Raw genomic sequence first — 14253 nt, 5'->3', positions numbered from 1 at the left:
GACCTATCGGCCGGTCAAGCCGCCGAGGGCTCCGCCGAGCCCGTCACCCACGCCGCCGACGACACCGCCGAGCCCGTCACCGACGCCGCCGACGACACCGCCGAGCCCGTCACCGACGCCGCCGACCACTCCGCCGAGTCCGTCACCGACACCCTGTCCGACATCGCCGAGGGTGGGACCCTGGTAGCTGGGAACCTGCACGCTCGGTGCTTGCGGAACCTGCACCGCCGGAGGCTGGTAGTTGGGAACGGTCGGAGCGGCGACCGACGGGATGGTCGGCACCGTGGCCGCGCCGTTGTCGGCCGGGGCAGGCGATCCCGCGACCGGAGCACCGGTGGCCGGATCGATCTGCGTCACCGTTCCGTCGGCGTCGACCACCGTGGTCGGCGCACCCTCGGAACCGGGTGCGGCAACACCGTTCTCACCGGTCGCCGGCGTCGTCGTCGCGGCATCGGCCACCGCAGCGCTGGTTCCCGGTGTCTCGGTGCTCGAGATCGAGGTTTCCGCGTTCGATTCGGCCGGAGTGGTGTTGTCGGAGGTCAATGCCGTGCCCACCGACAATCCTCCGCCGGCGAGAAGCGCGAGAGCGAGGACGGATCCGGCCACGACACCGGCTTTCTTGCGACCGGACATTCCTGCGTCGGAGTCGACGGCGGTGGGCGTCGGTGCGGGCCGGGGAGTGGGGCGAGGCATCGGGGCGGCCGCCGCAGCGGACGCCACGGCCGTGGTGGGTGCCGCAGCCAGTGCTGCGGCGTTGTCGGAGGCGGTCGCGTCGGCGATGTCGCTGCCGAGTATCGCGGCACCGACTGCGACGGTCAGTTCGGGTCGCGGTCCGGCCACCACGGGTGCTCGCAGCTCGGACGACATGAGCTCGGCGACCAGTGGGATGGCCGAACTGCCACCGACGAGTACCACCTGGTCGATGTCGGAGACGTCGAGGCCCGCGGCCGTGACGGCGTCGCGTACCACCCCGATCGACGCCAGCAGTGATGCGCGCACCAGTTCTTCGACCTCGGAGCGCACCAGGCGTACCTCGGTGTGCAGGCCCGGGAGGTCGACCGTCAGTGACGTGGACGTGTCGTAGGACAGCTGTTCCTTCGCCTCGCCGCAGCGGGCCCGCAGTTCCACGAGTGCGCCGACGGTATCGGGGTCGAAGGGATCGAACTCGAAGGATTGGCTTCCCGAGACGGTGTCGAGGACGTACTGCATGATCGCGTGATCGAACTGCGCTCCGCCGAACTCCTCCGAATGCACTCCGGTTCCGACGGTGCCTGCCTCGGAGCCGGTGCGCATCAGCGTGACGTCGAGTGCGGTCGCGCCCAGGTCGTAGACCACGGCCAGGCCGTCGGTCTGTGGGCCGCGTGTCACTTCGAGCCACCGCATCGTGGCGACGGACTCCGGTACCAGCGTGACGTCGGTGAGTCCCGCGCGCTCGAGCGCTTCACCGAGAACCTCGGCGGTGTACGCCGTCCAGCGAGTGGGGTGGGTGACGACGACGGTAGGAGCGGCATCGGTCCCGGCGGAGACCTCGGCGACGAGTGCGCGAGCAGCGGTGGCGTACAGGTCCTCGGCTCGGTGACTGCGGCCGTCGTCGTCGATCAGTTCCACCGGATCGCCCACCCGGTCGGCAAATCCGCTGATCAGATTGCGCGTCGAACGGTCCCAGAGCTCTGCCAGACGCGGGGCCTCGCCCGGACGGAGGTCGAGTGCCGAACGCTTGACCACCGAGGTGACGGGTTCGGTGTCCAGAGCAGCCACAGCCGTCACCGAACCGATACGTATGCCGAGCCCTGCGTTCATCGTGGTGTCGCCGCCTTCGTCTCGCACTGCCGTCAGTACTACTGCCGTCACACGCACTGTCGGCAGTGGCCGATTATTCGTTACGTCTCACAGCAGGTTAGAGCGCACAACGAGTGAAATCCCCTAAAGCGCCGAGATCCCCTAACCGAAGTCCCCTGGCAACCCCCGGGGGAGTGGGGGGATCCGCCCCGTTGGGCGGGGGCTCTTCGGTGCCTAGCGTTGTGATCAACCACGAAGCACCACTCGTCAAGGAGACCCACGATGGCTACCAACGCCGTACTCGATTTCATTCTCGGCCTGCTGCGCGACGACCAGGCTGCAGCCGCCTACTGCGCCAACCCCGAGATGACGCTGGCCGCCGCGGGACTCGGCGACGTCACCCACGCCGACATCGTCGCCGTGGCACCCCTGGTCGCCGAGTCGGGACTGTTCGCCGGCGCAGGCAGCCAGCTCTCGGCCATCCTGGGCGCAGGCGGATCCGCCGGCCTCGACGGTGCACTCGCCGGCGGCGCGAGCCTCGGCGGCGGATTGTCGGCCGGGCTCGGACTTGCAGCAGGCGCAGTGGCGGGCGGCGGACTCGCAGCAGGTGGCAGCCTGACCGGCGGAATCGATGTCGCGGGTGAGATCGAGGCATCCCTGCAGGCAGCACTGGCCGCAGCATTGGCTGTCGGAGGCCAGATCGGTCTCGAGCTCGGAACCGCGTTCGGCGGCGCATTCGACGCCCTGCTCGGCGCAGGCGCAGGTATCGGTGGCGGTCTGGATCTGGACCTCGACGGTCTGCTCGGCGGAACCGTCGGGCTCGGCGCTGCACTCACTGGACTGATCGGAGCAGGCGCAGGCATCGGCGGCGAGATCAGTGGAGACATCGCCGCACAGCTGCAGGCAGCACTCGACGCCGCCATCGGCGCGACCGGTGCCGTCGACCTCGGCGCACTGGCCGATATCCAGGGCGGCCTGGCCGGCGCTCTCGGTGCGGCCTTCGGAGTCGGCGGAAGCGTCGGAGCCGATCTCGGTGCCGCTCTCGGCGGAGTCTTCGACGCGGTACTCGGTGCCGGAGCCGGACTGGACATCGCAGGTGACCTCGGTGCCGCTCTGACCGCGGGAATCGGCGGCGCCCTCGGCGGACTCGGAACCATCGGAGCCGATCTGACCACCGACATCGGAGCTGCACTGGACGGCGCACTGGGAGCCGGTGGCTCGTTGGTCGGCGACATCGCCGGTGGAGTCGGCGCGAGCCTCGGCGGCCTCTTAGCGGCAGACGGTGCCATCGCAGGCTCGATCGGTAGCGCACTCGGAGCCGTCCTCGACGCCGGAGTCCTCGCCGACCTCGACGTCGACGCCCTGCTTGCCGCAGGCGGCAGCGTCGGCGCAGTGGTCGGCGGCGCACTGGGAACCGCGCTCGACCTCGACACCAGCGCAGTCGGCAGCCTCACCGCCGCTCTCGACGCAGCACTCGACGGCACCGTCGGAGCAGCAGCAGGCATCGGCGGCGAACTGGCCGGCGGACTCGAAGGCGGAGTGGCAGGCGGCCTCGAAGGCGTCCTCGGTACGGCATTCGGCGTCGGCGGCGCAGCCGGAGCTCAGCTCGGAACCGCACTCGAATCGGTACTCGACACCAGCGCCGCACTCGACCTCGGAGCCGCACTCGGAGCCGGAGCAGATGTCAGCGCAGGCCTCGTCGGCGCGATCGACACAGCGGTCGCAGCCGGAGCAGACCTCTCGGGAACCGTCGAAGCAGCACTCGCCGGAGTCGGCGGAGTGGGCGCAGACCTGTCGGGCGGCCCGGCCGGACTCGGCGGAGTGGGCGCGGGCCTCACCGGAGGACTCGCAGGCCTCGGAAACGTCGGTGCTGATCTGACCGGTGGCCTGGCGGCCGTCGGAAACGCTGGTGCTGATCTGACCGGTGGCCTGGCGGCCGTCGGAAACGCGGGTGCAGATGTGGCCGGCGGACTCGCCGGTGTGGGTGACGCCGGTGCAGGCCTGACCGGTGGTCTGGCCGGACTCGGCAGCCTCGGCGGCGGAATCGCAGGCGGAGTTGCGGGCGGCGTGGATGCTGCGGCTTCGGCCGGTGCAGGCCTCGAAGGAGCCGTCTCCGGTGGCATCAGCACCGGGCTCGACGCAGCAGCATCCGCAGGTGCGGGCCTCGAAGGTGCCGCGGGAGCTGCAGGCTCGGTTGCCGGTGGCCTCGAAGGTGCCGCGGGCGGAGTCGTCGACGCCGGCACCTCGGTGGGCGGCGAGATCGCATCGAACGTCGGAGCGGGACTCGACACCGGTGCCTCGATCGGAGGCGACTTCGCGTCCACTGTGGGTGCGGGTTTGGATGCTGGTGCGGACGCTGCGGCTTCCGCGGGCGGCGGGTTTGATTCCGCTGCCGACATCGGTGGCCAGGCCGCGGGCAGCCTCACCGGTGGCCTGCAGTCGGGTGTCGAGGGACTGGCAGACGCCGGCGGCAGCCTCTCCTCGGCGGCGTCGGGATCGTTCGATTCCTCCAGCTCGTTCGATTCCTCGGCTACCGCGACCGGCACCGGCTGGTCGAGCGTCGACTCGGACGTCTTCGGACAGGGTGAGACCGAGTCGAGCTTGTTCAGCGAGTCCGGCCTGCACGGTTCGGTGGATTCGGCAGCCGACTCTCTGGGACATGTGACCGTCGATCACGACATCGACCCGATGCAGCCCTGATCGTTCGCCTGCGGGTAGACAACGACATGACTCGGCCCCGAGTGTTCGCCAGCACTCGGGGCCGAGTCGTCGCTAGAGTTCGTTCGGGGCGCGCAGGAGTTTTTCGAGCCTGCGGCGTGACCTGGTACTGCGGAAGTCGACGAGAACGGTTGTGAACACGAGCGTATGGACGGGCAATCTACGGAGCTGGCCGAGCTACTGAGCCGTACCGCGGCGGTGGCGACATCGGCGGGACGATCCGACCTGGTGGATCGAGTCCAGGCGGCGCGCTCCAGAGTGTTGGATCCACGTCGACGCATCATCGTGGTCGGACCGCTCAAGCAGGGCAAGAGCCAGTTCGTGAACTCACTGCTCAACCTGACGGTGTGCTCGGTCGGAGACGACGAGACCACCGCCATCCCGACGGTGGTGTCCAACGCCGAGAGCCTTTCCGCGCAGCTCGTACTCGCCGATCCCGGCAACGAACCGATCCGAGTGGACGTTCCGCCCGAGGAGATCACGACGGTCACCCCGGCCAGTCCGCTGGCCCAGGGCCGGGAAGTGTTGCGTCTGGACATCGGGGTGGCGAGCCCACTGCTCGCCGACGGTCTGGTGCTGGTCGACACCCCCGGAGTCGGTGGTCACGGAAATCCGCACGCTGCAGGAACATTGGGGCTCATTCCGTCGTCCGACGCGGTGCTCGTCGTGTCCGACGCCTCCCGCGAATTCACCGAGCCGGAACTGTCGTTTCTGCGTCAGGTACAGGGGCTGTGCCCGGCCGTGGCGGTGCTGATCACCAAGATCGATCTCTATCCGCACTGGCGGCAGATCGTCGAGGCCAATCGTGGACACCTGGACCGGGCGGGCATCGACGTGCAGATGCTGCCGGTGTCGTCTCTGTTGCGTTCGCACGCACTGCGTTTGAACGACGAGGAGCTCAACGCCGAGTCGGGCTTCCAGCAGCTCTACGCGTTCCTGCGTGACGACGTGGTGGCCCGGGCGGATGTGCTGGCACGCTCGTCGGTCTCGCTCGACGTCCGTTCGGTCACCGAGCATCTGACGCTGTCGTTCGGCAGTGAGCTTGCGGCACTGAAGGATCCGGAGCGCGCCGCCGCGGCCGTCGCGGGGCTGCAGCGCGCCAAGGCCGCCGCCGAGGAGCTGCACAAGCGCTCGTCGCAGTGGCAGCAGACACTCGGGGACGGTATCGCCGATCTTGCCTCCGACATCGATCACGACCTGCGCGACCGGTTGCGACGCGTCACCAGGGAAGCCGAGGAAACCGTCGACGAGGGGGACCCGGGCAAGGACTGGCCGCAGCTCGGCGAGTGGCTCGAGGAACAGATCGCTGCGTCGGTGGGCGACAACTTCGTCTGGGCTCACGAACGGGCACTGTGGCTTTCGGAGTTGGTGGCCGAACACTTCGCGTCCTCCGGGGCGGCAGCACTACCCGATCTCGACGTCGGCGATCTGGACAACGTCCTCGATCCCGTCTCGTCCCTGGCCGATCTGGAATCCGGTCGTATCGGAATCACGCAGAAGGTTCTGGTGGGAATGCGCGGATCCTACGGCGGTGTGCTGATGTTCGGCCTGATCACCACGTTCGTCGGGTTGAGTCTGCTCAATCCGATCTCCATCGGCGCGGGTGTGCTGCTCGGCACCAAGGCGTACAAGGAGGACAAGGAGAACCGCGTCAAACAACGGCGTTCCGAGGCCAAGATCGCGATCCGACGTTTCACCGACGACGTCAGCTTCCAGGTGGGCAAGGAGTCCAAGGACCGACTGCGGCAGATTCAGCGAGTCCTGCGTGATCACTTCACGTCCATCGCCGAGCAGACGCTGCGGTCGCTCAACGAGTCGCTGCGCTCGGCGCAGGAAGCCGCCGCCGCCGACAACACCGACCGCGCTGCTCGCATTGCTGCGCTGGAGAACGAAATGCGCGTGGTGGCCGAACTGAATGCTCGGGCAGTGGGACTCGTCAAGGACGTCGCGGTATGAGCGTGGCGGCTCTGGCCAGGGCACGCGACCTCATCTCGGCGGCGCGATCGACGTACTCCGGTGATGCCGAGGCATCCTGGATGCTCGACGAATGCCTGTACCGTTTGGACGAGCCGCTGCGGGTGGCACTCGCAGGATCGCTCAAGGCCGGTAAGTCCACACTGCTCAATTCTCTTGTCGGACAGGACATTGCTCCCACCGACGCAACGGAGTGCACGAAGGTCGTCACGTGGTACCGCAACGGCGTCGCTCCCGCCGTCACGGCCTGGTACGACGGTGACCGGGCTGCGAACGTCCCGGTGCAACGGCGGGACGGACGATTGACCTTCGATCTCGGGTCGTTGACGGCCGCGCAGGTCGACCGACTGGACGTCGAATGGCCTGCAAGTGCTCTGGCGCAGACGACGATCATCGACACCCCCGGTACCTCGTCGCTCTCGCGCGACGTGTCGGCGCGCACGTTGGCGATGCTCACGCCCGAGAACTCGTCCTCGGGTGCCGACGCGGTCGTCTATCTGCTGCGCACGCTCAATGCGACCGACGTGTCGTTTCTCGGGCAGATCGGTGCGCACGTGGGCGGTGATTCGGGGCCGCTCGGTGTGATCGGTGTCGTCTCGCGCGCCGACGAGGTGGGGTCGGGGCGGATGGACGCGATGATGTCGGCCAAGGAAGTCGCTGCGCGATTCGCGTCCGAACTCGAGGCCACCGGCCTGTGCCAGGCGGTGGTTCCGGTCGCCGGTCTGCTGGCGCTCGGTGCGGAAACGTTGCGGCAGAACGAGTTCTCGGCATTCGAGATGTTGGCCACGGTGCCGACCGAGGATCTGCAGTTGGCGATGCTCTCGGCCGATCGATTCGTCCGTGCAGAAAGCACGCTACCGGTCGACGCGGCCCTGCGAGCCAGCATCGTCGACCGTTTCGGGCTGTTCGGTATTCGGATGGCCGTGACGTTGATTCGGCTCGGGGTACGCGATTCACCCACGCTCGCGGCCGATCTGGTCGAGCGCAGCGGGCTGACCGAACTCCGGTCGGTGATCGACGTGCAATTCGGCCAACGCGCCGACCAACTGAAGCTGCACTCGGCTCTGGTTGCCCTGCAACGGATTCTGGAGTTCCGTCCGGAATCGCATGCACTGCGCACCGAGGCCGGGCGAATGCTCGCCGATGTGCACGGCTTCGCCGAATTGCGTCTGCTCGGCCGATTGCGCTCCACCACACCGAAACTGCCCGACGGCGGTCTGCTCGAGCTGCAGCGCATCATGGGCGGCTTCGGCATCGCCGCCACCGAACGCCTCGACCTGCCTCCCGATGCCGGTCACGCGCAACAGCGAGACACCGCGCTGGCGGCGGTACACAAGTGGCGAGCACTGTCCTCGCATCCACTGTTGGACCGATTCACCTCGACCTCGTGTGCCACGGCGGCCCGCAGCGCGGAAGGAATACTCGCCTCACTTGCGTGAGGATCCCCGGGGCAGGAGGGCCACGATCGTCGCAGCGACAGCCGTGCCCGCCACGACGAACGGCCCCCACTGCAGAACGCCGCCGAGCAGCGCGGAGGCGTCGGACACGAAGGTCGAGAACGTGACTGCCGCTCCGATGGTCAGGATCCCGACCGCTCCCATCAGGACCTTCGACGACGTCGCCGCGTTGCGCAGCAGATTGAGTGCGACGAATCCCAGCAACACGAGCACCGCTGCTGCGGCACCGCTGGACAGCAGCGTGGCCGAGGCGGTGTTGCGGACGTCGGCGGCGCTTGCCGTCGAATCCTGCTGGGACACCGCAGATTCGACGCCGGAGAGCACGGACTCCCAATTCAGCGCGATTGAGGCGGCCAACGCGAGGATCAGTGCCGCTGTCAGAGTCCACAGCACGGTCGCGACCTTGGGTAGGACCGACCGAGATGGCTCCTGCCGTGGCCGCAGCGGTTCGACGGCAACATCGGGCCGCGGTGGTTGCGGACGGGGAGGCATGGGCCTCCGCGATGTCGGGTCGTTCTGTTCTTCGGCCACGGGCAGGAGTCTATCCGTCGGTGGGGGAGCCCTGCGGTCTCAGCGCAGCACCACCGGCACACCCTCGTACGGGCGCAGCGTCATCGGGAAACTGTTCAGTTCGTCCACCGTGGCGATCTCGTTGTCGTCCGATACGTCGACGGCCGTGGTGCCGGGCACCAGGTGCTTCGACTGGATGGTCGCGCTGATCTCCTCGGACGAGAAGTTGAGCACCGTCGCCTGGATGGTTCCCTGCCCGAGTTCGTGCACCATCACCAGTAGACCCTTGTGCGAGACGGTCGGGATGTCGATCTGCTGGGCGGTAGCGATACCGAACTTCTTGCGCAACTCGATGATTCGCGCCAACTGGCGGGCGAACGACTGCGGATCCGCCAGCTGCTCCGGGAGCGAGCCGTACAGGCTGCGCCCGCGGGGGATGCCGGATTCGGAGCGCACGGCCTCGGGGAAGTACCCCATCAGATCGTGCGCGCCGCGGTTGATCCAGCGGGTGTCGCCTTCGCGGATGAGGTCGTCGACCTCCGCGGCATCGATCGGCAGGATGCCCAGTAGATCCCAGCCTGACAGTGCGAACACGCCCGGTTGCAACGCGTTGTACATCGCGAGCAGCAAGTGGGCCCGCTTGACCGTCTCGATGTCTCGCTCGTCCATCCGGTCCAGATCGCGGATCCCGAGCGATGCGGTGATCACACTTGCTGTGGTGCAAGCGATTCCGTTGGTGGTGAACGTCCGGTTGTACGGTGCCCAGCGTCCGGTGAGTCGATCGGTCAGCTCACCGCGGATCCGGTCGCCCAGATCGCTGCCCTTGACCGCCTCGCCGCCGTAGGTGAATTCGTCCTCGGCGTGCAGGGTGGCGAAGTGGATGAGCTCGAACGTCATCTCGTCGTGGTTCTGCAACGCGTGCACCAGAGACGCCGTGTCGACGCCGTGATCGCGCGCCAGAGTCATGGTGAGCCTGAGGAACTCGGTGTTTCCCATGACGAGCGCATGCTGATAGGCCGGGCGATTGATGAAGTCGTACGACAGGTCGGCACCGTTCTCACCCATGGCCTTGATGTCGTCGATCGTCAGGTTCAACTCCTGGAAGGTGAACCCGCCCATCTTGCGCACCACGCTGGCGATCAGGTGGTTCGCCGCCTCGGACAAGGGGTGGCCCTCGGACCAGCCCGGGCCTTCGGCTCGACGCTCCACACCGAGAAAGCCGTTGGCGTCCAACCGCAATGCGCCTGCACCCAAATCGGCGATGGAATGGCACGCGTCACCGATCACCAGTCGCATGCCGGCGAAAGAGGGATCGAGCCAGTTGATCGACGGCTGACCGGCCTTGAAGTAGTGCAGGTACACCCAGCGACGCTCGACGCCGTCGATGCCGACGACGGGAGGTGTTGCGCTCCAGTTTGTTTCCTTCACACCGAGCTCGTAGAAGATCACGCGCTGCAGCTGGCCGATGATGTATCCGGCGCGGGCGAGATTGGCCTCGGCCTCGGCGTCGATGTTCTGCGAATCGGCTCCGGCTCGCACTCGGGGCAACAGATGCCAGTCCTGCGGTTCGATCTCGACCATGTGGTAGATGCCGGGGTAGTCCGCGACGGCCATCTCGGCGAGCCGGAAGTCCGCACCTTTACCGGTGTGTCCGGGCACGATGTCGTCGATCACGATGCCGTCGTACGCCGACGCCACCACGCAGAGGCGTCGGAACTCTTCTTCCGATCCGAACGCCGGGTCGATCTGCATGCCGATGCGGTCGAAGTGGCCGTCGACCGACGGGGTGGGACGCCAACCGTGGATGCCGCCGGCCACCTTCACCGGGCCGGTATGCACTGCGGTGACACCGATTTCGGAAAAGGCCTGCCACAGCTTCTCGTCGCCGAGTGTGCTCAGGAAGCTCGTCTGCGGGGCGTTGATCACCGAGATGGGATACGCGGTGAACCACACCGGTGCGCGCTCGACGGCGGCGCGAGGATCGGGGTCGGCGTACGGGTTCTGCCACATGCTGCCCTTGCCCGAGAGTTGCTCGGCAATGAGCTTGGCGTCGCGCAGCATCGACTGTTCGGTGAGCCAGTCCACGTACTCGGGATTCGAGGCCACCGGTTCGCTGTCGGGTGTGGGGCTGCTGCTCCTGTTGGCGCGACGCACCGAGGGTCGAAGTGGTTTCGGCCGAGCCGGATAGAACTTCTCGTCGTAGGTGATCTCGCTCGGTTCGTGCTGCACTTCGGGATCCATGTGCCTCCGTAGCCTCGCTTTTCCTCAACCCTACGTAGGGCGCGGCCGATCCGCAGGGTTGTGGTTCCCCTGATCGGCGACCGGTGAAACCTGGCTCACCGACCGGTGAAACGTACTCCGAACTACATCGATGTGATTCTTCAGGGGCGTTTTCCTTCGATATGCGAACGTCATCGAATCGAGACCGCTTGGTGTGGAATGTCGGATTCCGATAGGACATAGTGAGTTGAGTACCAACTGACCCATCTGTCACATCAGACTCATGAGTCACATCCCCTTCAGCTACAGGAGTTGTTCATGCGACGTCTTGCCCGCACATCGATCCTGGCCTCGACGGCCGCTCTGGCCGCCGCCATCGGTGCGGTTGCCCTCGCACCGGCCGCATCGGCCGAACCTGCCCCCGAACCCGTCGGCCCGCTCGGCTCGGTGGTTCTCGAAAGCCCCGACCTGGTGGTGACCATGGCCGCCGTCTGCGACACCACGGTCGAGGACGCACCCGAGGGCGGCGTCGTCGCACTCCAGGTCAAGGTGGACAACGTCGGTGCGGACGACGCGTCGAACGTCAACGTCAACTACGGCGCACTGCCGGGCGTGCAGGGTCAGAACACCGAGACGACCATCAAGGCAGGCGAAGCCGCCACGTACACCGTGCCGTCGGTCGATCGTGAATGGATGGCCCGCCCCGCCGGTGCCGCGGCCTTCGCCAGCGCACTCGACGCGAACTTCCTCGACAACATCACCGGTGGACTGCTCACCCACAGCTGCATCCCCGCCCCGCCCGCCGAAGATGCAGGCGAGTAGCCCGCACTGACTTTCTCCCCGCTGCGCCGCGACGATCCCCGTGATCGTCGCGGCGTACTGCTGTGGAGGGGCTTCGCCCCACGTGCGCGAAACCTCGTAGCAGGGGTCGAGTTTTCGCGCACATGCGGCGCAGCCGCTCCCCGGGGAACAAATTCGCCACACCCTCCGTTGTGCAGGTCAGCAGCCTTGAGTGGATGAGGCTCAAGTTGGAAGTTGACGCGACAAGACGCGTTGTGCAAACTTGAGCGGAATTCGCTCACCCAGGGACTGAACCCCAGCACTAACAGGAGGAAACATTATGGCTCGTGCGGTCGGTATCGACCTCGGGACCACCAACTCGGTCGTGTCCGTCCTCGAGGGCGGCGAACCGGTTGTCGTCGCCAACTCCGAGGGATCACGCACCACCCCGTCGATCGTCGCTTTCGCCAAGAACGGTGAAGTGCTGGTCGGCCAGCCCGCGAAGAACCAGGCGGTCACCAACGTCGACCGCACGATTCGCTCCGTGAAGCGCCACGTCGGCACGGACTGGACCGTGGAGATCGACGGCAAGAAGTACACCCCGCAGGAGATCTCCGCGCGCACGCTGCAGAAGCTCAAGCGCGACGCCGAGGCCTACCTGGGCGAGGAAATCACCGACGCGGTCATCACCGTTCCCGCGTACTTCGAGGACGCACAGCGCCAGGCCACGAAGGAAGCCGGCCAGATCGCCGGCCTCAACGTCCTGCGCATCGTCAACGAGCCCACCGCGGCAGCTCTCGCATACGGCCTGGACAAGGGCGACAGCGAGCAGACCATCCTCGTGTTCGACCTCGGCGGCGGCACGTTCGACGTCTCGCTGCTGGAAATCGGCGACGGCGTGGTTGAGGTCCGCGCGACGTCCGGCGACAACCACCTCGGTGGCGACGACTGGGACGAGCGCATCGTGACCTGGCTCGTCGACAAGTTCAAGGCTCAGAACGGCATCGATCTGACCAAGGACAAGATGGCGCTGCAGCGTCTGCGTGAGGCTGCCGAAAAGGCGAAGATCGAACTGTCCTCCGGGCAGAGCACCTCGATCAACCTCCCGTACATCACGGTCGACGGCGACAAGAACCCGCTGTTCCTCGACGAGCAGCTCAGCCGCTCGGAGTTCCAGAAGATCACCTCCGACCTGCTCGATCGCACCCGTGCGCCGTTCCAGGCAGTGGTCAAGGACTCCGGCATCGCCGTCAAGGACATCGACCACGTCGTGCTCGTCGGTGGTTCGACGCGTATGCCCGCAGTCTCCGATCTGGTCAAGGAGCTCTCCGGTGGACGCGAGCCCAACAAGGGCGTCAACCCGGACGAGGTCGTGGCCGTCGGTGCTGCACTGCAGGCCGGCGTCCTCAAGGGTGAGGTCAAGGACGTACTGCTCCTCGACGTCACGCCGCTGTCCCTCGGCATCGAGACCAAGGGTGGCGTGATGACCAAGCTCATCGAGCGCAACACCACCATCCCGACGAAGCGATCCGAGACCTTCACCACCGCTGACGACAATCAGCCCTCGGTGCAGATCCAGGTCTTCCAGGGTGAGCGCGAGATCGCCTCGCACAACAAGCTCCTCGGCTCCTTCGAGCTGACCGAGCTGCCCCCGGCTCCTCGCGGAGTCCCGCAGATCGAGGTCACCTTCGACATCGACGCCAACGGCATCGTGCACGTCACGGCCAAGGACAAGGGCACCGGCAAGGAGAACACGATCAAGATCCAGGACGGCTCCGGTCTGTCCAAGGAAGAGATCGACCGCATGGTCGCCGACGCGGAAGCTCACGCAGACGAGGACAAGGCTCGTCGCGAAGAGGCCGAGGTCCGCAACCAGGCCGAGTCCCTCGTCCACCAGACGGAGAAGTTCGTCAAGGACAACGAGGACAAGGTCGACGCCGAGCTCAAGGGACGCGTCGAAACCGCCATCGCCGACGCCAAGTCGGCTCTCGCAGGCAGCGACATCTCGGCAGTCAAGACCGCCGTGGAGAAGCTCTCGACGGAGTCGCAGGCTCTCGGCACCGCCATCTACGAGGCTCAGGCCAAGGAGCAGGGCGGCGCAGAGGGTGGCGCGCAGGCCGCTGACGACGGTGTCGTCGACGCAGAGGTTGTCGACGAGCCCGCCGACGACACGGACAAGAAGTGACGTCGGACAACACCGAGCAGGAACCGGTCACTTTCGTGGACAAGCGAAAGATCGATCCCGAGACCGGTGAAGTACGGGAAGGTGACGCAGTTCCGGAGCCCCTGGTGGGCACCGGGGCTGCGCCCCAGCCCGACTCGGTGGACGAAGGGACCGTCGACGGCGACGTAGTGGAAGACCCGCGTGACACGCAGGTTGCAGAGCTCACCGCAGATCTGCAACGCGTCTCGGCGGAGTACGCCAACTACCGGCGTCGCACCGATCGTGAGAAGCAGACCGGAGCGGAGAACGCGAAGGCGTCCGTCGTCTCGCAGCTTCTTCCGGTTCTGGACGACCTCGAGCGAGCCCGCCAGCACGGCGACCTCGAAACCGGACCGCTCAAGGCAGTGGCAGACAAGTTGGCAGTGGTGTTCTCGAACATCGGCCTGACCACTTTCGGAGCCGAGGGCGACGCCTTCGACCCGGCCATCCACGAGGCTGTCTCCCATGAGGGCGACGGCAGCAGTCCGGTCGTCGGAACGCTGATGCGTCCGGGCTACAAGCTCGGCGAGCGCGTCCTGCGGACCGCGATGGTCGGCGTCGTGGACAGTGCAACACAAGAATCGGATGCACCCGCGTCCGACGAGCAGTAGA

At 66.8% G+C, this 14253-nt stretch carries 9 protein-coding genes; 6 read left to right on the top strand and 3 right to left on the bottom strand.

Annotation, left to right across the window (positions count from 1 at the left end):
- Window positions 1-3 precede the first annotated feature (3 nt).
- Window positions 4-1851: an Hsp70 family protein gene (locus tag R4P47_RS14310; RefSeq protein ID WP_317785072.1), complete on the bottom strand. Its 1848-nt coding sequence runs from the start codon at window positions 1849-1851 to the stop codon at window positions 4-6.
- 210 nt (window positions 1852-2061) lie between these two features.
- Here R4P47_RS14310 and R4P47_RS14305 point away from each other — a divergent pair, with 210 nt between their 5' ends.
- The 3 genes from R4P47_RS14305 (at window position 2062) to R4P47_RS14295 (ending at window position 7910) form a co-directional block, all read left to right on the top strand.
- Window positions 2062-4479, top strand: a complete 2418-nt coding sequence (locus tag R4P47_RS14305) for an IniB N-terminal domain-containing protein (protein ID WP_149407362.1) — start codon at window positions 2062-2064, stop codon at window positions 4477-4479.
- Between the two features lie 165 nt (window positions 4480-4644).
- Window positions 4645-6453 (top strand): dynamin family protein, encoded by a 1809-nt coding sequence (locus tag R4P47_RS14300; protein WP_149407361.1) that lies wholly within the window; start codon window positions 4645-4647, stop codon window positions 6451-6453.
- Window positions 6450-7910, top strand: coding sequence for a dynamin family protein (locus tag R4P47_RS14295; RefSeq protein WP_149407360.1), 1461 nt, complete (start codon window positions 6450-6452; stop codon window positions 7908-7910). The genes R4P47_RS14300 and R4P47_RS14295 overlap by 4 nt, the downstream gene beginning before the upstream one ends.
- Here R4P47_RS14295 and R4P47_RS14290 read toward each other — a convergent pair.
- A complete protein-coding gene (locus R4P47_RS14290; protein WP_149407359.1) occupies window positions 7899-8459 on the bottom strand; it encodes a hypothetical protein in 561 nt (186 codons plus the stop codon). The two genes, R4P47_RS14295 and R4P47_RS14290, sit on opposite strands and share 12 nt — an antisense overlap.
- Window positions 8460-8498: 39 nt before the next feature.
- Window positions 8499-10679, bottom strand: a complete 2181-nt coding sequence (treS, locus tag R4P47_RS14285) for a maltose alpha-D-glucosyltransferase (RefSeq protein WP_149407358.1) — start codon at window positions 10677-10679, stop codon at window positions 8499-8501.
- A gap of 297 nt (window positions 10680-10976) precedes the next feature.
- On the opposite strand from treS, the gene R4P47_RS14280 reads away from it, so the two are divergent.
- The 3 genes from R4P47_RS14280 (at window position 10977) to grpE (ending at window position 14252) form a co-directional block, all read left to right on the top strand.
- Window positions 10977-11480: a Pro-kumamolisin, activation domain family protein gene (locus tag R4P47_RS14280; protein WP_149407357.1), complete on the top strand. Its 504-nt coding sequence runs from the start codon at window positions 10977-10979 to the stop codon at window positions 11478-11480.
- Window positions 11481-11778: 298 nt separating this feature from the next.
- Entirely contained in the window at window positions 11779-13623 is a 1845-nt protein-coding gene (dnaK, locus tag R4P47_RS14275) for a molecular chaperone DnaK (RefSeq protein WP_149407356.1), read from the top strand.
- Window positions 13620-14252, top strand: a complete 633-nt coding sequence (gene grpE / locus R4P47_RS14270; RefSeq protein WP_149407355.1) for a nucleotide exchange factor GrpE — start codon at window positions 13620-13622, stop codon at window positions 14250-14252. The genes dnaK and grpE overlap by 4 nt, the downstream gene beginning before the upstream one ends.
- Window position 14253 lies beyond the last annotated feature (1 nt).

Source organism: Rhodococcus sp. IEGM 1370 (genome assembly GCF_033142325.1).
Lineage (GTDB): Bacteria > Actinomycetota > Actinomycetes > Mycobacteriales > Mycobacteriaceae > Rhodococcoides.
The sequence above is the reverse complement of the archived record's forward strand: the minus strand, read 5'-3'. Positions and strand labels throughout refer to the sequence as shown.